Here is a 21,879-nt window from a genome sequence, read left to right on the forward strand (position 1 = left end):
AAATTTATATTCAACTTCCCTCGCAAAAACGTGACTGGTTTGACCTCAACACTGTACTAACGGTACTCCAACAATAAAACAGCCTTTCCCCCAACCCTATAAACCATACGGTCCCAAGAAAGAAATGCCAGCAGCGAGCTAACTGGCACCTCCCCTTGAGGGAAAAATCTGGACTTTCTACCGCGTAGTTCCCAGTCCAGATAAATTCTGGGCGAAAAGGCTGTGGAAACTAGCTTTGATTAGAAGGTGAACTTAGCACCCAAAGTGATGGCAGTTGCATCACCTTTATTTGAGCTGGCCTTCACTTCACCATCCTGATAAAAACCGAATACGGAGAAGTTACTGCTTACTGAGTAGGTCGCGCCAGCATAGAAAGTGCTTACTTCTACTTTACCCAGAGCAGATTTGTCAAAATCTACTTTTTGAGCAGATGCAAACAAAGAAGCATCACCCAGTGTGTAAGTCAGGCCAACCCCATAAGATTTACCTTCGTTGTCGCCAAGCGCGCCCAAAGATGTTTCGGTATCGATATCGTTTACTGCAACTTTTCCAGCATTTTCGAAGTCGATGTATGTAGCACCCACTTTAACATCACCAAACGTTACATCGCCTGCAACACCAACTGAAGTTGCGCTGTCACCATCAGTACCATATGCAACTGCCGCACTAAATGTGTCCGCAGAGTATGCCAATGATGCGGCATATGCACTGTCAGAATTTTTAACATCAGAGTTGGTTGCATAGTTAGCGGAGAATGCAACATCATCGAAGCTCTTTTCGTAACGGACGCCATTCTCACCCGGTGAACCTTGGCTTACAGCATAGATATTTGAGCCTTCACCTGCGCCTGCTTTTTCAACAGCGCCAAAAGAGTTACCGGTCGCACCCAGAGTCAGCTTACCGAAGTCACCAGAACCAAAGACTTTAACGTCTTGGAATACATCAGAGTCATCTTTAATATCGAAACTGGCACCTAACTCAACTGCATCATTCAGTTGGTGAGTTGCACTTACTGATAATTTAGCGCTAGTACCTACTGCAAGATTTTTGTCAGCATCCAGTGCCGTACCATCTGCTTTCTTACCGCTTGCACGAATGTGCGAACCACTTGCTTTTACTTCACCAGACAGAGATACAGTTGCTGCATCGCTGCTGTAAACTTCGCCAGCCACAGCTGTGCCTGAAGCAAATACCGCTGCTACCGCTAATCCAAGAAGCTTCTTGTTCATTGCTATTTTCCTCAGTTTTTTATAATTACACGTCGTACACGATAGAGCTGTGCCCAATCGATTTTTAAAATTCAAAATGCAAAAAATCATTTTTTAATATGCAACGGAATAGACACTTTTCGTTTCTATGTCTCGAACAATTCCAAACCATCGCCTTTGAACTTTGACTTTTTGCAAAACAATTATCGAAATGCGAATACTCAACCTCAGTAATGCAAATATTTGCATTTTGCATATGAAACCGAATTGCACTTCATGGTTAATAGGTTAAAAATCTAAAGAAGTAATTATTTGTGATCAATATGAAAAACAGTTTCATTTCAATTTTTATGATCCAGGTTCAATTATCTCCCCCTGTCAAAATCGAAATAAAAACTTTTTAAATACTTAAATTACAAGAACATACATCACTTTTATACAATAAAAATATTCTTATAATCAGTTATTTATCAGACATAATTGGATTTCACCCATTTAAGCTAGATAGTCATACTTCGCTGACGGATAAACATTCAGACATGTGTTTCAACGAAGTAAAGTTCAAACCTTTGTTTGATAGACCATCATTGGTTTTGCCATAGGGTTAAATGCCTCAGTTTGAATATCGACACACAGAACAAATCGAAAACAAAGAATAATGTACAAAAATTAATAGTTATCTCATGAAATGGAACATCGTTTCGAATTCCAATGGCTCATAGTGGGATTGATTTAAGTAACACACAACCCATATAAACATGTTTTATATTTACTCAACTCTTATCTCCTGATATTTCATCATACCAATAGATGAAAAAGACCATATTTTAAGATAACCGATGAGTATCTATTTATGCTTTTCCTTATTGTCAATCCTCAAAGTGTGATGAACGACAAACAGTTATTGAAATACCGTACCACATAATTTTCGGACACTTTTCTATTTAAATGAACTCGATTGCATAATGTCTTGCTATTTTTTGCATGACTATAATCAATGTTTTGGAGGGTCTTTGTATGAAAGGATATTTAGTAAAAAGTACAGATATCGATGCAATGGAAGGAATTCACAAAACCCACTTTCTAAACAAGAATGCCCAACGCGTGAATAAGTCGCTGGGTGATCTTACCGGTATCTCCGATTTTGGATTTCACCTGATAGAAGTCGAACCAGGTAAAGAAACTACCGAATACCATGTTCACTACTTCGAAGATGAGTGTGTCTATGTTTTGTCAGGTGAAGCCACTGTGACAATAGGAGACAGCCAATTCTCGGTAGGTGCCGGGGATTTTATTGGATACCGGGCGGGAGGATTGCCTCATGCCATGATTAACACAGGTACCGGGATACTTCGCTGTATTGTTGTAGGGCAAAGACTGGCACATGACGTTGGTGATTATCCTAAAAAAGGGAAACGCATCTACCGGAATGAAGGACGGGCTTGGGATCTTGTTGATATTGATGAGATTGAGCATCCTGATGCTGGACGAAAATGCTGACAGAATTTTAAGTAAAACGCCATCTGAAACAGCATGGCGTTTTAAGGTTGCTCAACTTAGGTTACTTAATAGCAATGCGTTTATGGGCAATACCCGAGTGACAATCAATGCAGGTTTCCCCTCGCTGAGCCATTAGCTCATGATTTAACCTTGCGCGCTGCGGCTGGCTTTGAAGGTCAAAGTTAGCCCCGGTATGACAATGACGGCAGTTTGCTGAATTGTCTGCTGTCATGTCATCCCAAACCATTTGCGCGAGCCTTGGACGTTCCTGTTCAAAGTTCTCCTTGGTTATCCGCCCCGTTAACATGTAATAGATATCCGCGGTAGCGGTGATTTTAACCCTCATCTTATTGATAAAATCATTCGGCACATGGCAATCAGCGCAGGTTGCATGAATTTCATCCGCACTAACATAGTGAGGGGATGCCTTGTACTCCTGGACGATAGTGTCCATCTTAAGATGGCAACTGAAGCAAAACGCATTCTGGTTCGACGCCACCATCACCCCCTGGAAGGCGGCAATCCCAAGTATGCCTACTACGATACCAACAGGGACACCCAGCCAAAGCGGTTTTTTCAACCATTGCCAAACCTGCTGTTTCCTGGAAAGTGATTGATTTCCGGATTGTTGTTCCCCCATGATTCCTCCTTAGGGTGCCGGTTCAACTTTTGTACCGGCAATCCAACTATCAATTACTTTCATCGAGATAACGCGCTTTAAACGCTGCCTGGGCTTCTTTTCTCGCCTTTTTCACGTCTTCTGGCTCTTTACCACTGAACCAGGCATGTTCCGGGCGGGCAAGGATCTCGTCCAGCAGGGCTCGCGCTTTCTCGGCACCTGCATGGTTGCCGTTTTGCTCTGCCTTCTCGACCAATTCAAGGTACTGCGGAACCATTTCTATATAAAACCGCTCTGCAACTTCATACATACCATGCCATTGGACATAGTCCGGTGCTTGCATCGCTGCGCCATGACGTGCCCTGCGGCCTTCGTGGTGCCAAAGGTAAAACCAGGTCCATTCGATTTCTTCATCAAAGCCCGTATCTGTAATCATCCCCTGCTCTTTGAGCATCCCCATCATTGCTTTACCTGGGCGCGCAAATTTGTCGTTGTATAACACGACAAGGGAGTCAAACTGGGTGTAGAAATTGTCAATCATGGATTTGGTATGGCACGCCTGACAGACATTTTTCATATCCGCCCGTCTTGCTTCCCACGACTTGGTTTCCTTACCTAACGCTTTGTCCTTTGCATCAATCTTTTCAGATACCGCAGGGCGTAAAGTCCAGGAAATACGGTTACCAACGTCATGCGTTACTGGCAGTTCCCGGGTCGCAGACATGTGGCAGGTCGCGCAGGTAGGCGCGGCATCATAATCTTCTCCCACAATCCACTTGGAAGAATCCATGTTCATCCGGTCAACATGAGCAAAGAAATTAATGCCATGTTTGGATTCTTCGTAAATTTCCTTTTGTGGGTGATCTGGTCCGAGGTGGCATTTTCCGCAAGCTTCCGGTCTTCGTGCCTGAACCATATCAAACTCATGACGCTGGTGACAGGCACTGCAAGCACCCAGCGAACCATCCGGATTGATTCGCCCTATTCCGGTATTTGGCCAGGTTGCAGGATCCAGGTCACCGTTAGGCAGCACTTTCACTTCAGCACCATGACACTGCCAGCAACCGTTTACCGCTGCGGGTGATTCTCCATTCATACTGAGTGAACCTTCCACCACCTCAGCCAGGAAGTTATCCAGCGACCCAATAATCTGTCCTGCTTTGGCATGGTGGCTTGAAGAAAACTCCTCGACTTCCTGAACGTGGCAAGAGCCACAGTCCTTCGGGGAGACAATCACAGCGATGTTGTAGCCTTCATGCTCTATTGCATCAGGCTCGGAAGGGGTCGCTTTGTGGCACTCATAACAGCCGACATTCGCGCCATAGTGTTTGGAACGCCCCCATTGGGCATAGATGGACGGGTTTTTGTCTTTATGACAGGCTGCACACTCCTTACTTTCTTCACTTAGTTGTTTAAAGGGTTTCATCACCAGGGCTTTCGGGGTTGCGATTGCTGATTCGGAATAAACCGAAAACACCCCCGCCACCATCACCAAGGCAATACCGACTGTTTTTATTTTCGTCAACAATCCTGAGTTCATAATGAACCTCGCTCACATGCCCGCGATACGTTGCCGCGGCGTTATAGTGTGAATGTTGACTGCTTTACTTTCTCCATTTAACCGTATTTGCCTTTGTAAACATTCACAATATCAATAGATGTAAACTGAGAGCATCATTACAGGCTCACCAATACAGTTCCCCCCCTTTTTAGTGATTGCGATACCCCTCCATTATTCACAACATCAATATCAAATTTGAAACAGTAAGCAGTGTGGCGATATTATTGACCATGAATTTGCATTTTATGTCACTAAAAAATCCTGTTGATTGAGGTTTATGCAGATATTTATGTTGAACAAGTGACCAGACACCCTCTCACTGCGCTACATGTGTGAGAGTCCCAGGTTTCATCCAATTGGCGCAAAGCCTCCCAGTCGAGACGCCTTTCCTGCAACGTCTTTTCTATTGCTTATAAGGAGATTGTTTTGTCACCCCTGCAGAATAACAGTGGAGAGCGTATGGATGGGTTGATTCATGCCATCGTGCTGGATGGCAAAGGCAGCGGGACCTGGCTGCATACTGAAAAAGAAATCAAAGCTTGGCGCGCTGATGATGGCATCCTCTGGCTACATCTGTTTTATGACAACCATGAAACCAGACGCTGGCTTGAAAACGATTCAGGATTGAGTGACGTAGTAACAGACTCATTGCTTGCAGACGAAACCCGGCCAAGGATTACCTCAGTCTCTACAGGTTGTCTGCTCTCGTTACGGGGTTTTAACGCTAACCCGGAAGCTGATCCTGAAGATATGGTATCCATTCGTTTGTATATTGAATCAAACAGGGTTATCAGTACCCGCAAACGCCAACTGCTCTCAGTTGAAGACATCACCTCAGATCTGAAAAAAGGCCAGGGACCCGGCTCAGTATCCTCTCTCATCGCAGAACTCATGGATTCACTGACTATACGAATGCAAAGCGTGCTCGACACTCTGGAAATGAGATTGGACAAACTGGAAGACGCCATAGATCAGGGAACCAATTTCTCGCTTCGTGAAGAACTTTCAGATATTCGCCGTTCTACTGTCGCCATAAGACGATATATCACCCCACAAAAGGATACTGTCGCAAAAATCAGTGCCGGAAAATTCGGGTGGCTCAACGATGACGATCGCGCAAGCCTGCGAGAAGTGTCCAACCAGCTCTTACTCTATATCGAAGAGTTGGACATGAATATCGACCGGGCACAAATTGCCTACGAAGAACTTAACCACAAAATGAATGAGCAGATAAACCAACGTATGTACCGAATGTCAGTTTTCGCTGCCATGTTCCTCCCCCTGAGTTTTCTTACCGGCTTATTTGGTGTCAACGTTGCCGGTATTCCTGGAGAACATGACCCGCTGGCTTTCTATATGTTCCTTGGTTTCCTGGTTCTAATCTCAGTGCTCGGCTTCGCTTTTTTCCGTTTCAGGAGATGGCTTTGATACAAGCGGAGCCAGAACCAACCGTTACAATAATTCAGCAGTAAAAACACAATAAGGAAAGCAGCATGCTTGATATTTTTACCGTCGCAGCCACGGTGTTCATGGGTTTTTTTGCCATTATGAATCCCATCGCCAATACCGCCGTGTTTGTAGGCATGGCAGGTGATATGGATCACGCATCCCAACGCGCTACAGCCATTAAAGCAGTACTCACAGCCTTTTTTATCGTCGCGTTCTTCTGTCTGCTGGGCAAAGCCATTTTTAACCTTTTTGGTATAACACTTCCGGCACTTCGGTTATCCGGTGGGATACTGGTCTTTCTAGTCGGTTACCACATGCTCCAGGGCAACAGCTCAAAAATGCATTCCGATAAAAATGAACAGCAAAAAGATTCTGATGACATTGCCATTTCTCCCCTGGCAATACCTATTTTGGCCGGCCCTGGGACGATTGCCACAGCAATGAACTATTCCGCCGCAGGAGGAGTTAGCAATATTCTGGTTACTATTGGGGCGTTTGGACTGTTGTGTGTGATTACACTTGTCTGCTTTCTTCTGGGTAAGAGGCTCATCGCTCTCATCGGCATTGCCGGTCTCGGTATAATTACCCGGCTTATGGGTCTGATTCTGACTGTCATAGGCATGCAAATGGGAATTCAGGGTGCTCATGATGCCTACCAGTTGTTCGATAAGTGGTGAAAACGGTGACACAATCGCCAAACAACACTGAGGCAAAGGATTTTCACTTGCAACGTGTTGGCACTGCCGCTAATATCCTCGGCGTCAACACGATGCGTCCGTAGCTCAGTTGGTTAGAGCACCACCTTGACATGGTGGGGGTCGGTAGTTCGAGTCTACTCGGACGCACCATCTAAATGTGTTGAGCATTGCGTCTATAGCTCAGTTGGTTAGAGCACCACCTTGACATGGTGGGGGTCGGTAGTTCGAGTCTACTTAGACGCACCATATTCCAGACAAAGCCCGCTTCCAGCGGGCTTTGTTGTATCTGGCTGTTGAAGCCCCTCTGATCTTATCTCTTATTTCTACCAATCTGCCTCTAAATGGCTGAATAACCACCAATCTGCGCAAACGTTTGCTATTTTTCTTTACCCGGTTTGAATCCTCTGTATGATAGCCGCGATTTTCCCCACCTAAGGACAGACAATGTTTAAGAGAACGTTTCTCTTCGCCTTCTTTTTATCGCTATTCTCATCGCACGCTATCGCCCAGACAATTGCAATCATGGGTGCCATGGATGCCGAAATTGAAAAACTGCTGCCCGAGATCCAGGATACCCGTCAATACGTTAAAGCCAACAACACCTACTATACCGGTAGCATCTCCGGGAAGGATGTCGTCGTTGTGCGCTCCGGTGTCGGGAAGGTAAACGCTGCGGTAACGACACAAACACTTATATGTGACTTTGATACCAGTGCGATTATCTTTACCGGTATTGCGGGTGCAGCTTCCCCTGCCCTAAACGTTGCTGACGTCGTCATAGCCTCCGCACTGGTGCAACATGATGTTGATCTAACTGCCTTTGGTGCACAAAAGGGGCTACTTGATGGTTACCAGGATCGCCTTTTTAACGTTGACAGCGAACTGAAGACACTAGCCATAGCAGCAGCAACAAAAGTCGTCGGTGATCAGCGTACCCACTCAGGTATTATTGCTACCGGTGACCAGTTTATTGCAGACAAAAAGCAGGTAGCTGAACTGAGAAAAGAATTTGAAGCGGTGGCTGTAGAAATGGAGGGCGCGGCTGTGGCACAGGTCGCTGATATGTACGGCGTTCCCCTAATAGTAATTCGTACCGTTTCAGACAAAGCAGACGGTTCGGCGCACATGGTTTACAACGAAGCAAAACAGGTAACCGCAGACAATTCCGTTGCCATTACCCTTGAAATGTTGAAAAAGATGTAAGGGCGTACAGCCCGGACACTTTCCGGGCTGTACCATCAGGACTTAACGGCATCCAATGGCTCAGATACCTCAGAAGGCCGCCCTTGGGAAATAGCTATTTCCACCCGGCGGTTTACTGCCCCTTTTTTCTTTGAGAGCGGCTGTGTAGCTCCTGCTCCTTCCACCAGCACCCTTTCCGGATCTATTCCTTTATCAGCAAGAATTACGTCTGCCACTGACACAGCGCGCAGTGCGGAAAGTTCCCAGTTATTCCGGAACAGGTCAGATGAAGGCAGTGCCGCATCGGTATGCCCGATCACTGTTATGATGCCCGGTACCTTTTCAACAGCTTTCGCTACCTTGGAAACCAGAGGATGGAACTTAGGCTGGAGATATTCAGAGTCTGCCGCAAACATGACAGGGGATTTCAGACGGATAACAAGTTGCTGCCCCAACCGCTCTACCTCGACATCACCGGCCTGGATTTCTTCTTTTAAAGCAGCCTGTAATTTCTTGAGATCCTGCTCCTCTGGCTTGGGCATCTCCGTACTGCTCGTTTCCGGTGATTTCTCCGGCAGTGGTGCATGGCTAGGTGCAAGGTGTATCGGACGGACATCCATCTGGGCGGAGTCCACTGTTGAATTGCTTCCAGTTACCCCAATACCTCCATCAAATACCGGCGAACCGGCCGGATGGGATATCATTCCCACCTGCTCAAGAGATGTCATCAGACTGTCGACCATCACTTGCGCTTTACCTTTTTCACTTTGTGCAAATGCATAAAGTACAACAAACAGTGCAAACAGGAGTGTCATATAGTCAGCGTATGAAACCAGCCATCGCTCATGGTTTTCATGCTCCTCGTGGGGAGCGTGGCGTTTTTTCCGAGCCATTACTCACCACCACTGAATTTTGGGTGCTCCACATAGGTTCCCAATCGCTTCTGCATCTCAATCATGTTGTAACCACTTGCGATACCATAAACCGCTTCAACAATCATCCGGCGATAGTTAGCCAGTTCATGGGCAAAGGCTTTATAACGGTTGCCAAATGGCAGGAAGATGATGTTGGCAAACGCTACACCATAAATCGTCGCAACAAATGCAACAGCAATGCCGTGGCCCAGCTGGTCAGGCTTATCCAGCAACCCCATCGCATGAATAAGTCCAAGCACCGCACCGAGGATACCCATAGTTGGACAGTAACCACCCATCGCTTCATAGACTTTAGCGACCTGGCCAATACGGTGATCTTCGTTGGCAATTTTACTTTCCATGATCTCGTAGATCGCATCCTTCTCCATGCCATCGATTACCATCTGCAGGGACTCAGTCAGGAAGGGTTCTGAGATCTTTTCCAGCTCCATTTCCAAAGCAAGAAAGCCGTCTTTCCGGGCAATACCTGCTAAATCAACAATCTGGCTTGCCATTCCAAAGCTGTCATAATGTGGTGGCTTAATCAGCCATGAAAAGTAGTGGATGACATCTTTAAGCGTGGGAAAAGGAAACTGCACAATTGCAGCACCGGTGGTACCGCCTAATACAATAATGAAAGCCGGGCCATTCATTAAAGCACTGGGGTGCCCCCCTTCAATCAGGTTTGAAATCAGGATAAAAGCAACGGCCAAAAAGACACCAATAAAGCTCATTTTTATGGTCTCATTTATACAGATATTTTTTCCGCAGATGTTAACATCAATCCAGATTAATTCCGCCAATGTTCCGCTTAATGAGAAAACCAAAATTGCAATCTAATAATCTGATTTTGTTTGTTTAATCTATAGGGATAAAACGGGCGGTAAAAAATGCCCGCGCTGTGCAAGAGAAACAGGCGGGCCAAAATGCTAATGCATATAAGGGAATATTTGTCTGGCAGGAGGGAGAGCCTACCAAACAAATCCGGTTAGAAATTTTTGCTGCCAAAAGCCTTAAGTGCCACACATCTCATGACATAACCCACCTTAAACAAACCAGCAAGAAAGATAGTAGCGATATGCGCAGCAACCAGTGTAGGAATTGACAGTGCGCTTTCATATCCATAGGTTGCAACAATGCACATTGACAAAAGAGCCAGTGTCACGACCATGACCCAGTTGCCGGTAATCAGGCAACGCTGATAATTCAATGCATAAGCCACCGGTGGCAAATTTCGGGGAATAGAGAAATGTGCAATCATGCCCATCACCTCGTTTAGCAGTTATAAATTGTATCTATTCCACTAACGCAAAAGTGAGGCCAACATTTATTTAACTTTATAATTCAATAAGTAATTAGAGTAATACCGCTTTCCCAATCAATATTCTTGTCAATTTGACCTAAGTGCATATTTGTCATAATGACCCAATGCACTACATTTAGACCAATAGTATTAAATATGGGAATAGTATTCAGGATGAGTAACCGTATTTCAGCCAATGATTTGATTTCACTGGCATTAGATCTCAGTGCCAGTATCACGCATGAAAATCGGTTCCAGGAACTATTGCAACATGCCATACGCGTGATTCCCTGTGATGCTGTCGGATTGCTGAAAAAGCAAGGTGACATTTTAGTACCATTGGCAATGACCGGGTTGACGCCCGATACACTGGGAAGACGCTTTAAGATTGAAGAACATCCCCGACTGGACACAATCTGTCGATCTCAGAAACCGGTGCGGTTTCCTGCTGAGTCCTCGCTGCCAGACCCTTATGACGGTCTTGTTTCCGGCAGTGAGGGAGACTTGCCGGTTCATGCCTGTATGGGGCTCCCACTCATCTTTGAAGGACGGCTAATTGGGGTTCTCACATTCGATGCCCTCTTGCCTGGCAGCTTTGACAATATACCGGAGGACACACTCAGGCTGGTTTCATCCCTTGCTTCAACCTCTCTTTATACTGCCCTGAACATCGAACAACTCGAAACCAGTGCCCGGCAATCCCAGCAAATGGTATGCGAACTGAACCAGCAGACCATAGATGACGCCGAAATGATTGGTACCTGTCCTCCGGTTATGCGTCTGAAAGAAGAGATCAATAATGTCGCATCTTCAGACTTCACCGTCCTGATACATGGTGAAACCGGCACAGGAAAAGAGCTGGTTGCGCGAAGCGTGCATGCCTTTTCCTCCCGGAGGCACCACCCAATGATCCACATAAATTGTGCAGCCCTGCCAGAACAACTGATTGAAAGTGAATTGTTTGGGCATGTCCGCGGAGCGTTCACCGGAGCAGACAGAGACCGGACAGGGAAATTTGTTTTGGCTGACAGGGGTACGCTGTTTCTGGACGAAATTGGGGAGCTTCCGCTTGCCGCGCAAAGTAAGCTATTGCGGGCTTTACAAAACGGTGAGATACAACCGGTAGGGCAAGACGAAGTCAAAACAGTGGATGTACGCCTTATCGCTGCAACCAACCGCGATCTGGCAAAAGAAGTGAAGGAAGGGCGTTTTAGGGCTGACCTCTATCACAGATTAAGCGTATATCCTCTCCACGTCCCCCCGCTAAGGGAACGGGGAAACGATATTGATCTGCTTTGTGGTTTCTTCCTGGAGCAAGCCCGTCGGAAACTGGGGATCAAACAACTTGCTATGGCTCCCGGCAGCATACTGCCCCTGAAACGCTATAACTGGCCGGGGAACGTACGTGAAATGCAGCACCTCCTTGACCGGGCGGCATTAAAAAGCCGAAGCCGGGTAGCAGGTGCGGACATAACCCTTATCACTGAAGAAGATCTTGGCGATCTAACACCCTCCTCGCGTCCTGCTTCTGGGAACGAACCAGAAGGGAGTCTTTCACTGGTTGGTATTCCCAAAGCCGATGTTAACCTGCGTGTAGCCACCGAAGAGTTTCAGAGAAGCCTTATCGTCCGGATATTGGAAGAAGAGCAAGGCAACTGGTCAGCTGCAGCCAGACGACTTGAAACAGACCGCGCCAATCTTGGGCGTTTAGGCAAACGACTGAATATCGAAATTAAAAAAGTCGTCAGTTAAAAAGGAGTAGCCTCCAACAATACTTCCCGTTTATCAGGAGTTACACACAGTTCTACGCGTCGACGAGCTATACAGTGGTAAACAACCCCCGTAAAGGATAACAAAAATGCGTGTTCTTCTTATTGGTGCAGGGCTACTTTTGCTTTCAGGCTGCAGCACTTTTTCTAACCCATCATGCTGTACCCTCGATACCCATTTGCTTGTCAGCCAATACGACAATATTCAGGCAAACGACAAATACCCCGAAACAAATACTACTGCGACTGACTATTTCGCATTGGTTTATTCCTGGGCTCCGGGATTTTGTGCATACAAACGGAGTAAGGGTCCCCTTCCTGACCGCCTTAAACTGCAGTGTGACTCTTCAAACACTTATGGCTGGGTTGTACATGGCCTGTGGGCACAGTCAGCCTCTGCAAAGAAAGTCGAAGACCAGCCGCGTTACTGTCAGGGGGATTTACCACAACTGCCCACCTACGTCGTAGATGCCTACCTCTGCATGTCTCCGGGCCGGTCATTGCTCCAGGGGGAATGGGAAAAGCATGGCAGTTGCGACTTTGAAAACGCAGAAGATTATTTTGCCCAAACTGAAGAGTTACACTCTGCCCTCACCCTTCCTGGCAACATTTCCGATGTCCACGCTGCACAGGAATGGATGAAAAGACACAACCCTTCACTAAAAACCCTTGCATTGGGCAAAATTGGACATGAACTGGCAGTCTGCTACGACACCGATTTCAACCTGATGAGTTGCCCGGATGCGCTTCGCGATTAAAATATCAAAGACACTGTGACAATGCCCCTTTTGTTGTTGCAGCCATGACACAGCCACGCTCACTGTCTGTCGCCGTCTGGCATTGTCTTAACAGTGTGGCTGTATCCGGAGCCAAACCACCCAGAACGCTTTTGGCATGCCGGACAACTTCACCGCACTTGTCCACAGACACCGGTGGATGATCAGTGCACGCAGAAAGTCCGATCACCATTAAAAGAGAAACGCTGAATGTGGTAAAGCTGCGACTTATCATTGTCATAGAGGGCTCCAGTTATTACTGACAGAGTCAGTATTAAGATTAGGAGATATGTTTCATATTCGCGAACTGGCAAATACTGGACTTATTTACATTGCCCTCTACAATTCGTCCTTTTCGGCTTATCAGAGACACTATCCATGCCCGGCTTTCAGACCTCCTTTTCCAGTCTCGATTCCCTGCTGAGCGCATTGCGCCAGTACTGGCAGTTTATGCCCTATGCCGAGCAGGCCCTTCCCTGGGAAGAAACCAACCCGGCACTGTGTGAATGGCTAAACCAACAACGCCTTCCACAACTCGAAAAATGGAAGGCTGACACAAATGCCCTGGCAGAAGCCGTGTCTGAGTTCATTCCAGCCGTTAAATCCCTCCAAGCACTTTGCTCACTTGAGGCGACGGAAAAACACGAGCAATTGTTACCTTCCCACCTTGATACAGGAATTCCTGGGCGAAAATGGCAACAGATAGTAGCCTTTAACGACAGTCTACCCGGAAGTGACAACATTACATGGCTTGAATGGTGTGCGGGTAAAGGATACCTAGGCCGAGTTATAAGTGCTTCACGCCACCAGCCGGTTGTGAGTCTCGAATGGCAACAAACGTTGTGTCACGACGGCCAACAATTCGCAGAAAAGCACAAACTGCCAATGACATTTGTCCATGGTGATGCCTTTACGCCGGAGGCTGCCGCTCTGATCACCTCCTCTCAACACGCTGTCGCCCTCCATGCTTGTGGTGACCTGCACGTCACACTGCTAAAGCATGCTGCTCAAAAGAAGACCAGGGCTGTTTCTGTGTCGCCGTGTTGTTTCCACCTTATCAGGGACAAAAGCTACCAACCTCTTTCTCACGTTGCGAAAAAAAGCACGCTGACACTAAGTAAACACGACCTTAAATTACCCCTTCAACAGACAGTAACCGCCAGTACCGGAGTACAGAAAAAGCGCTTTACGGAGGTCAGCTTCCGACTGGGTTTTGATGCACTTCAGAAACACCTCAACGGGACCAACGATTACTTACCCGTCCCTAATTGCCAGAAGGCATTGTTGAATGAGGGCTTTGAGTTGTTTTGCCAATGGGCTGCTGAAACAAAAGGCATTACCCTTCCGGAAAATACTGACTTTGGCCATTGGCAGAATGAGGGTGAAAAACGCTTTGAAGACGTAGAAAGAATGGAAACACTGAGGGACTTGTTCAGGCGTCCACTGGAAATGTGGCTGGTGCTGGACCGAGCCTGCTTTCTGGAAGAGGCCGGGTATAGCGTAACACTGAGTGAATTTTGTCGGAGAGACCTGACACCCCGGAATATCCTGATCCAAGGAAGAAGGGACTGATACCCCTAAAAGCACCTTTTACGGTGCCTGTTTATACCCATGTATAAAGTCGCAGATCAATGATGCTTCATGACATGCTCATCCATCATCGCCACCATCCTTCCTATTTCAGGTTTTGTGATGGTGTCGTTGGCCCCTAATTCTAACGCTTTCCGCCGGTTATCGTCGCTCATAATGGATGAAAACATCACAATGGGAAGTGAATGGTAGCATTCCATATCGCGCAGGCGTTTTAAAAGGTGCATGCCGTCCATTTTGGGCATTTCAACATCGGTTACCACCCCGTCAATCATCTCTTCTACCGAAACACCCTCCTCTTTAGTAAGCCGGGCAATTTCTTCCATTTTACTGAGTGCTTCAGCGCCATCTTTCGCTGTTATAATGTTGTAACCGGCTGATGCAAGGGTATCTTCGATAAGCTTCCGGATAAAACTCGAATCGTCTACAACCAAGATAGTTTTGCCATGCCGTTTCTTGACACTCAGGTCATCAAGGGAAACATTCCTGTCTTTATTAACGTCATATTTCTCCATGCTTGTTTCTGGGTTGATATCTGCAATAATTCTCTCAAAATCCAGAATCATCAGAAGGTTACCATCCCGGCGCACTACGGCCACCACACAATCCGTTTCGCCACCTTCCAGAAATTCACTCGGGGATTCAACATCTTCCCAGGAAACCCGGTGAATACGGCGGACGCTGTCAATGAGAAAGCCATTCATCATCTTGTTGAAGTCAGTGATTATCGCCATACTGCCAGATTCGCCGCTGACTTTAGGAACACCCAGCCAGCTTGCTAAATCCACGAGAGGAACCAGGTGTTCACGTTGTGAAAATACGCCAATCACATGGGGCTGCGCATTGGGGTAATCAGTTGTTTCAGGGGTAAGGATAACTTCCCTGACTTTAGAGACGTTAATGCCGTAGTAACACGTCTTGGCTGACCCATCAGGTAACTGCTTGAACAGGTGAAACTCGATAATTTCGAGTTCATTGGTACCACTTTCAAGCAGAATATTATTACGTTCTAGTGGTTGGCTCATAAATCCCAATCTTCCCGAACTGTCTGAGTTGTACTTACTGTGACTCCTAAGTGAGTATAGGCAAGGGTTTTAAACTTCGTACGCATGAGCCAAAAATAAAACATCTGGCAGACAGTTGAGTTTCTGGGGTTCAGCAAGTCAGAATTGAATTATTAATTGCCTGTTTTAGGTTATCAGTAAAATCCTCCCTGAACCGATACCCGGTGCAGTTTACGGGGTGAATCCCCATAGTCAGTGACTGCATAGTGCTGGGTACTGCGGTTGTCCCAAATGGCTAACGAGCCAGGTTGCCAACTGAACCGGTGTTGAAATTGCACTTCCCTTGCCAGAGCAAAAAGCTCAGCCAGAATCGCTTCACTTTCATGAACAGACATCCCGGCGATACCGCGTGTAAACTGCTCATTTATAAATAGGGTCTCCCGCTGTGTTTCAGGATGGACAACAACAACCGGATGCCGAACCGGAGGGAAGCGGCTGGCCATTTTATTTACCCTGCTTTGCCCTAAATCATCAATTTGGTCATATTTAGATCCCTCGAAGGCGTGCAGTGCATGGATGCTTTCTTTGCCCCGCAACAAAGTCTTCATTGCCACCGGCAAGCTTTCCCAGACAGCTGACATCGACGTCCAAATTGTATCGCCACCTTTGTCAGGTACATGTTGGGCATGGAGCAGTGAGCATTTGGATGGCCTCTTTTGCCAACTTAAATCCGTATGCCAGAAGCTCTCTCCCGGAGGGTTGCCCGGAGATGTTTCTATAACCACTACCTGTGGTGTCTTTTCAAGGTGCGGAAAGAAAGGATGGACAGGTTCAATCTCACCAAACCGGCAAGCCAAGGCAAGATGTTGCTCCGGCGAGAAGTGTTGGTTCCTTAAAAAAATCACCTGGTACCGCAAAAATGCGTCATAAACGAGTTCGAATTCCGAGTCCTTACACCGGGCAAGATCTACACCTTCAATTTCAGCGCCAATATGTTCTGACAACGGGTGAATCTGCATAACTATCCTTCATGGCAAATCTGATTTCTCTTTCATCTTCGACAAACATGAACAGAGATGCACCGTTTTTATTTCAAAACTGTTTCATTGAACCGCCTGACTTCCCGTCGGTTGTAAAATAGCGGTAGCCAGAGTAGGGCTATATTTCCCTGAGAATATCCGTAACCGCCCGCTTTCTTAAACTTTGGTCATTGTCAAAACCCGGCTTTTCCTGAACACCAAATAATTCTCAATGAAACCTGCACCTTGATGTCATTAGGGTATACACTTACCGGCCCTTTACCCCGCAGGAATCTCTCATGTTTATTGGATTCGACTACGGCACGGCAAACTGCTCAGTAGCAGTTGTCGAAAATGGCGCCCCAAGACTGCTCCCCCTCGAAGGCGAAAACCGGTTTATCCCATCAGCCTTATGTGCTCCTACCCGGGAAGCCGTCAGCGAATACCTTTACCGCTTCTATGGTATCTCTCCCAGTGACACCGTCGGTGAACAATTGCTGCGCCGGGCTATTGCGTTTAACCGGGAAGAAGATATTGATGTCGACACCGGGTGCCTGCAATTTGGCCAAGCCGCACTTGAAACATACCTTGATGACCCGGAAGAGGTGTATTACGTAAAATCACCCAAATCCTTTCTTGGGGCATCTGGGCTGAGGGACATACAGATCCGCTTTTTTGAAGATCTGGTCTGCGCCATGATGGTCAATATAAAGAGGCAGGCGGAAGCGGCGGTTCAATCCGATATTGAAAAAGCGGTTATTGGACGACCCATTAACTTCCAGGGTATCGGTGGTGACAAGGCGAACCAACAAGCTGAATCCATCCTTCGCCAGGCCGCATCACGAGCCGGCTTCAGCCAGATCGAGTTCCAATATGAACCGGTAGCAGCCGGGCTGGATTATGAAAGCCAGCTTGAGAAAGACCAGAATGTACTTGTTGTAGATATTGGCGGCGGTACTACCGACTGCTCACTGATAACCATGGGACCGGGATGGAAAAACCGGGATGACCGCACTTCAGGCTTACTGGCACACAGTGGTTGTCGCATTGGGGGTAATGACCTGGATATTTATCTGGCGTTTGAGCAGCTGATGCCAATGCTGGGCAAAGGCAGTAAGACCCAGCGAGGTATCGATATGCCGATCAACCAGTTCTGGAACCCAATCGCCATCAATAACGTCGCGGCACAGTCAGATTTTTATGCTGCTGCCAACTTTGCAGTCCTGGACCAGTTGCGCCGGGATGCCGCAGAGCCGGATAAAATCTCCCGACTGATTGAAGTACACCGGAACACACTGGGTTATCAGATTGTCCGCCGGGCAGAAGAAGCGAAGATTGCCCTGTCAGAACATTCAGAAACCTTGTCCCAGCTTTGTTTCCTGAAAGAACAACTCCAACATAATATCAACCAGAAACAGCTGGCCGAAGCCATATCGGCACCGACCGTTAAGATTGCTGAACTGGTTCAGGATGCCCTGAAACAAGGACAGACCCAACCGGATGTAATTTATATGACAGGTGGCAGTGCACGCTCCCCGATCCTCCGTGCTCTTCTGGAGAAAGCCCTGCCTGGTGTGCCTATCGTTTCGGGGGATTACTTCGGCTCTGTCACTGCCGGCCTTGCTCGTTGGGCGGAGCGTTGTTTCCGTTAACCCTTGTCCCCGGCAGTTTCATACTGCCGGGAACCGATTTTTCCTGTACCCCTATGAACTCATGGACGAGGAGATAGTTATGGATATCCGTTTTTTGCACACTTCCGCTGCGAATAAACAACTGTTTAAGGCTTTGGCCGCAACGACACTGCCAACACATAGCCTCACGCACCTGGTAAGGGAAGACTTCCTCCAACGTGCTCAACAACTGGAAAATCTCGATAGCCTGGAAGACGATATAAAATCATTTATTCTGGGCCAATTGGCTGATGGTGCCGACCTGATCGCCTGCACCTGTTCAACCATCGGTAAATCAGCCGAATCTGCATCCCCCAACGTTATCCGGGTCGACCGCCCCATGGCTGAACAGGCAGTCCGGTTCAACAGGGTACTGGTTGTCATGGCGTTGGAGAGTACGGCAGTCCCAACGGCTGACTTGCTTCATGAAGAGGCAGGAAAAGCCGGTACTGAGCCAAATTTGGAATTCCTGATGGTTGAAAATGCCTGGCAGCACTTTATGAATGGGAAGACTGATGCCTACTGTAATGCCGTTGCGGAAGCCGTAAACAGCCACGAAGGAAACAGTGATGCCATTGTTCTTGCCCAGGCGTCAATGTACGGCGCTACAGGGAAAATAGATAAAGAGATACCGGTGCTAAACAGCCCGGATACTTTCATCACATTTTTGTCCGGACAGGCATTTATCCAAAATTAGTTTTCACACCTGACAATCAAGAAAGGCAGGACTACGCTTCTTGCACAAATGATCGACGGGTCCAACAACATGAAAAAAATCGTACTTTCCACCCTGCTCGCGGCAGTGCTTCCTTTGACAGTACACGCGGCAAACTGGAGCTACAGCGGCGATACCGGTGTCGAAACTTGGGGTGAAAAATATCCTGTCTGTGAATTAGGGGAGAACCAGTCCCCTATCAACATTACCAAAGCCCACAACACCCACCTTGAGCCACTGAACATCCACTATGAAGGACAAGTGGCAAAAATCGTGAACAACGGGCATACCATTGAGGGCGTCGTGGAGGGAAATAACACCCTGAAACTTGATGGTGACGTTTATACCTTAAAGCAGGTTCATTTCCATACACCTTCTGAAAACCATATAAATGGCAAAACCTTTCCAATGGAAGCGCATTTTGTCCATCAGGATGCTGAAGGTAACCTCGCTGTTGTGGCTGTTATGTTCCAAAATGGCATCCGTGAAAACGATACACTCGGTAAAATCACCACCCATCTTCCGGCAAGTGGCAAAAGCGTAGTCCCTGATGGCACACTTTCCCCAGCCGATCTTCTGCCACCTTATTACGCCACTTACTACCGCTACAACGGGTCGCTGACTACGCCACCATGTAGTGAGGGCGTGCGCTGGCTAGTGATAAAAGACACCCAGACAGCTTCAAAAGATCAGATCAGTGCAATGCATGCGATGATGGGTAAAAACGCCCGCCCGATCCAGGACATCAATGCCCGGGTTATTGTTGGCAACCGCTGAAGGTAATAAGGAGCAGCAAACCTGCTCCTTTTCTTAGACTACTCCATCACAGGGAATGCCAGCCGGACCTGCTCTAACACATCTGCGTAGGGGTAATTTTCCAGTTTCCCATACCCTTCCATTTTGCTCGCTTTCAATTTGGTTCCTGCAGGTGTCGCTATACCACACAGGAAACGGGTAAGCGTCGCCGAGGAGAGGGCTTCTTCACTGGCTTTAATCAGGGGCTGGCACCAGGCAACCAGCTTTTCAGGGATTATCGGAGATAACACATCCTGGCCCGGGAGGTTGGCAACTTTTCCCCGGCACACTGAACAATGTCCACACCGCTGTGGTGCGTGTTCATCGGCAAAATAGTTTGCCAATGCATGGCTGAGGCAAGTATCTGATTCAAACAATGCCAACATCGCATGTACCCTTGCGACTTCACTGGCTTCTTTCCGCGCAAAGTAGCTGTAAATTTTCTCTACCAGAACGTCCATAGGCTGTGTCGCAGGCAAAATACGGTACACATCCGTCATCTGCTTACTTTCCAATTCTATCCAGCCTTGTTCCGCAAAGTAATCCAGCGCAGCGACTACCCGCTTCCTCTCTGCGCCATAGCCTCGCCACATTGCTTCAAAGTCGAGGGTGTACCACAACCTCCCTTTGGGTGATGCGGCAAAAATAGCGGAAACAAAATCCCGGCGTTCACCTTCAAAGCGGGAAACGATACTTTCACGCGACCCAACGAGTTTGAACCGGTAGTCAGCATAGTAACTGTACAGCGGCTCTAATACCCCTTCCAATTCCAGATAAACCAAGAGCGTTTTGAGCGGTAATTGCCTGATGTTGCTGTCTCGGGAAAGGCTGTAAAGCTGCACCTCCCACTGCCCGGTATGCTGGCTGATATCATCCAGCACATAACGGATGCTGCTGCGATCTGGGGTATCACCATAAACAAAATTCTCCAGGACGCTTAAGCCCTGACGGTTAGCAAGTACGGTACACTCTGAATGTTGGCCATCCCGTCCGGCCCGGCCGATTTCCTGGCTGTAGTTTTCTATGGATTTCGGTAAATCAAAATGGATAACACGCCGGATATTGGCTTTGTCCACACCCATTCCAAAAGCGATAGTGGCCACAATACAGGGGATAGTCCCAGCCATAAATGCCGACTGGATCTCCTCGCGCACCTCGCTCTTCATGCCGGCATGATAAGCCCTGGCATGGATACCCGAATCCTTCAAAAACGCCGCAACCTGCTCGGCGGTATGTTGTAAGGTGACGTAAATAACAGTAGGCGCCTCTGGCTCAGCGCGCAGCATGTTCAGGAGCGCATAGTCTTTGTCCCTTTCCGGGCAAGGGTAAACATTGAGGTCGAGATTTTTCCGGTAAAAACCGGTAACCACAATGTCATCCCGTCCAATGCCGAATTTCTCACCCATATCGTCAATAACAGCCGGCGTTGCTGTGGCAGTCAGGAGCAGTACCTGCTGGATATTGAGTTGCTGACGGTAGACCGGCAGTTTCAGGTAATCCGGGCGAAAGTTATGGCCCCACTCTGAAATACAGTGAGCCTCATCGACAACGAGCAGAGAGATAGGAACCCTGGAAATAAATTGGCGAAAGCGTTCATTTTTCAGGCGTTCCACGGAAATCATCAGGATCTTAATCTCCCCTTCCCTCACCCCCTGCATTACTCTCTGGCTTTCTTCCCAGCTCTGGGAAGAATCTATAGAACCGGCGGCAATGCCTTTGCTGCGGAGAAAATCCAACTGATCTTTCATAAGTGCCAAGAGAGGGGAAATCACCAGCGTCAGATGAGGGAGATGCAGTGCCGGCAGTTGATAGCAAAGTGACTTGCCGGAGCCCGTTGGGAAAATTGCGGCTGCTGATTGACCATTCAAAACTTTATCAACAACTGCTTGCTGGCCGCCCCTGAGGCTTTCAAACCCAAATACCCGATGTAACGTCTCTTGGTACATTTTTTCCCCGGTTTCCGTTTCTTCCACTTTTTACTTTGCAAAAGGCTAACGCGAATCCTTTAATTTATCGACGCCAATTGTGGTTTTTTCTGGTTTGGTATGGCTTTACACCCTGACAAGCCAGTCAATTACTTTTCAGGCTTCGAGACATATCAGTTAAA

General features: G+C 47.4%; 20 protein-coding genes and 2 tRNA genes. 12 read left to right on the forward strand and 10 right to left on the reverse strand.

The window, feature by feature from the left end; all coding sequences use genetic code 11:
* Positions 1-239 precede the first annotated feature (239 nt).
* A complete protein-coding gene (locus NF212_RS10005) occupies positions 240-1,229 on the reverse strand; it encodes a porin (protein ID WP_434355168.1) in 990 nt (329 codons plus the stop codon).
* A gap of 996 nt (positions 1,230-2,225) precedes the next feature.
* Here NF212_RS10005 and NF212_RS10010 point away from each other — a divergent pair.
* Positions 2,226-2,708, forward strand: coding sequence for a cupin domain-containing protein (locus tag NF212_RS10010; RefSeq protein ID WP_434355170.1), 483 nt, complete (start codon positions 2,226-2,228; stop codon positions 2,706-2,708).
* A 61-nt stretch (positions 2,709-2,769) separates the two neighbouring features.
* Here the strand turns inward: NF212_RS10010 and NF212_RS10015 are convergent, their stop codons facing one another.
* Entirely contained in the window at positions 2,770-3,348 is a 579-nt protein-coding gene (locus NF212_RS10015) for a NapC/NirT family cytochrome c (RefSeq protein WP_434355172.1), read from the reverse strand.
* A 49-nt stretch (positions 3,349-3,397) separates the two neighbouring features.
* Positions 3,398-4,852 (reverse strand): multiheme c-type cytochrome, encoded by a 1,455-nt coding sequence (locus NF212_RS10020; RefSeq protein ID WP_434355174.1) that lies wholly within the window; start codon positions 4,850-4,852, stop codon positions 3,398-3,400.
* A 495-nt stretch (positions 4,853-5,347) separates the two neighbouring features.
* On the opposite strand from NF212_RS10020, the gene NF212_RS10025 reads away from it, so the two are divergent.
* The 5 genes from NF212_RS10025 to NF212_RS10045 all read left to right on the forward strand — a co-directional run bounded on the left by NF212_RS10025 (position 5,348) and on the right by NF212_RS10045 (position 8,238).
* Positions 5,348-6,316: a zinc transporter ZntB gene (locus tag NF212_RS10025; RefSeq protein WP_434355176.1), complete on the forward strand. Its 969-nt coding sequence runs from the start codon at positions 5,348-5,350 to the stop codon at positions 6,314-6,316.
* Between the two features lie 65 nt (positions 6,317-6,381).
* Positions 6,382-7,014, forward strand: coding sequence for a MarC family protein (locus NF212_RS10030; RefSeq protein WP_434355178.1), 633 nt, complete (start codon positions 6,382-6,384; stop codon positions 7,012-7,014).
* Between the two features lie 94 nt (positions 7,015-7,108).
* Positions 7,109-7,185 (forward strand) — tRNA-Val (locus tag NF212_RS10035).
* 19 nt (positions 7,186-7,204) lie between these two features.
* Positions 7,205-7,281: transfer RNA gene (locus NF212_RS10040), tRNA-Val, on the forward strand.
* A 198-nt stretch (positions 7,282-7,479) separates the two neighbouring features.
* Entirely contained in the window at positions 7,480-8,238 is a 759-nt protein-coding gene (locus NF212_RS10045) for a 5'-methylthioadenosine/adenosylhomocysteine nucleosidase (protein WP_434355180.1), read from the forward strand.
* Between the two features lie 35 nt (positions 8,239-8,273).
* On the opposite strand, the gene NF212_RS10050 is transcribed toward NF212_RS10045, so the two are convergent.
* The 3 genes from NF212_RS10050 to NF212_RS10060 all read right to left on the reverse strand — a co-directional run bounded on the left by NF212_RS10050 (position 8,274) and on the right by NF212_RS10060 (position 10,392).
* Positions 8,274-9,110 carry a flagellar motor protein MotB gene (locus NF212_RS10050; protein WP_434355182.1) on the reverse strand — a complete coding sequence of 279 codons (837 nt, stop codon included), beginning with the start codon at positions 9,108-9,110 and terminating at the stop codon, positions 8,274-8,276.
* Complete coding sequence (locus tag NF212_RS10055; RefSeq protein ID WP_434355184.1) at positions 9,110-9,865, reverse strand: flagellar motor protein; 756 nt, start codon at positions 9,863-9,865, stop codon at positions 9,110-9,112. Before NF212_RS10055 ends, NF212_RS10050 begins: the two co-directional genes overlap by 1 nt.
* 254 nt (positions 9,866-10,119) lie before the next feature.
* A complete protein-coding gene (locus NF212_RS10060) occupies positions 10,120-10,392 on the reverse strand; it encodes a hypothetical protein (protein WP_434355186.1) in 273 nt (90 codons plus the stop codon).
* A gap of 216 nt (positions 10,393-10,608) precedes the next feature.
* Between NF212_RS10060 and norR the strand changes: the two genes are divergently transcribed.
* Together norR and NF212_RS10070 are read left to right on the forward strand one after the other, a co-directional pair.
* Positions 10,609-12,186, forward strand: coding sequence for a nitric oxide reductase transcriptional regulator NorR (norR, locus tag NF212_RS10065; protein ID WP_434355188.1), 1,578 nt, complete (start codon positions 10,609-10,611; stop codon positions 12,184-12,186).
* A 106-nt stretch (positions 12,187-12,292) separates the two neighbouring features.
* On the forward strand, positions 12,293-12,961 hold the full coding sequence (locus tag NF212_RS10070; protein WP_434355190.1) for a ribonuclease T2 family protein: 669 nt from the start codon (positions 12,293-12,295) through the stop codon (positions 12,959-12,961).
* 4 nt (positions 12,962-12,965) lie between these two features.
* Here NF212_RS10070 and NF212_RS10075 read toward each other — a convergent pair whose 3' ends face one another.
* Positions 12,966-13,220: a hypothetical protein gene (locus NF212_RS10075; RefSeq protein ID WP_434355192.1), complete on the reverse strand. Its 255-nt coding sequence runs from the start codon at positions 13,218-13,220 to the stop codon at positions 12,966-12,968.
* A gap of 137 nt (positions 13,221-13,357) precedes the next feature.
* Between NF212_RS10075 and NF212_RS10080 the strand changes: the two genes are divergently transcribed.
* Positions 13,358-14,551: a methyltransferase gene (locus NF212_RS10080; RefSeq protein ID WP_434355194.1), complete on the forward strand. Its 1,194-nt coding sequence runs from the start codon at positions 13,358-13,360 to the stop codon at positions 14,549-14,551.
* Between the two features lie 56 nt (positions 14,552-14,607).
* On the opposite strand, the gene NF212_RS10085 is transcribed toward NF212_RS10080, so the two are convergent.
* Entirely contained in the window at positions 14,608-15,594 is a 987-nt protein-coding gene (locus NF212_RS10085) for a chemotaxis protein CheV (protein ID WP_434355196.1), read from the reverse strand.
* Positions 15,595-15,767: 173 nt separating this feature from the next.
* On the reverse strand, positions 15,768-16,592 hold the full coding sequence (locus NF212_RS10090) for a TauD/TfdA dioxygenase family protein (protein ID WP_434355198.1): 825 nt from the start codon (positions 16,590-16,592) through the stop codon (positions 15,768-15,770).
* Between the two features lie 299 nt (positions 16,593-16,891).
* Between NF212_RS10090 and yegD the strand changes: the two genes are divergently transcribed.
* The 3 genes from yegD (at position 16,892) to NF212_RS10105 (ending at position 19,754) form a co-directional block, all read left to right on the forward strand.
* A complete protein-coding gene (gene yegD / locus NF212_RS10095) occupies positions 16,892-18,244 on the forward strand; it encodes a molecular chaperone (RefSeq protein WP_434355200.1) in 1,353 nt (450 codons plus the stop codon).
* A 79-nt stretch (positions 18,245-18,323) separates the two neighbouring features.
* Complete coding sequence (locus NF212_RS10100) at positions 18,324-18,959, forward strand: hypothetical protein (RefSeq protein ID WP_434355202.1); 636 nt, start codon at positions 18,324-18,326, stop codon at positions 18,957-18,959.
* A gap of 69 nt (positions 18,960-19,028) precedes the next feature.
* On the forward strand, positions 19,029-19,754 hold the full coding sequence (locus NF212_RS10105) for a carbonic anhydrase (protein WP_434355204.1): 726 nt from the start codon (positions 19,029-19,031) through the stop codon (positions 19,752-19,754).
* A gap of 38 nt (positions 19,755-19,792) precedes the next feature.
* Here NF212_RS10105 and NF212_RS10110 read toward each other — a convergent pair whose 3' ends face one another.
* Complete coding sequence (locus tag NF212_RS10110; RefSeq protein ID WP_434355206.1) at positions 19,793-21,718, reverse strand: RecQ family ATP-dependent DNA helicase; 1,926 nt, start codon at positions 21,716-21,718, stop codon at positions 19,793-19,795.
* Between the last annotated feature and the right edge of the window lie 161 nt (positions 21,719-21,879).

Origin of the sequence: Parasalinivibrio latis (genome assembly GCF_036825535.1) — a bacterium.
GTDB classification, from domain to species: domain Bacteria; phylum Pseudomonadota; class Gammaproteobacteria; order Enterobacterales; family Vibrionaceae; genus Parasalinivibrio; species Parasalinivibrio latis.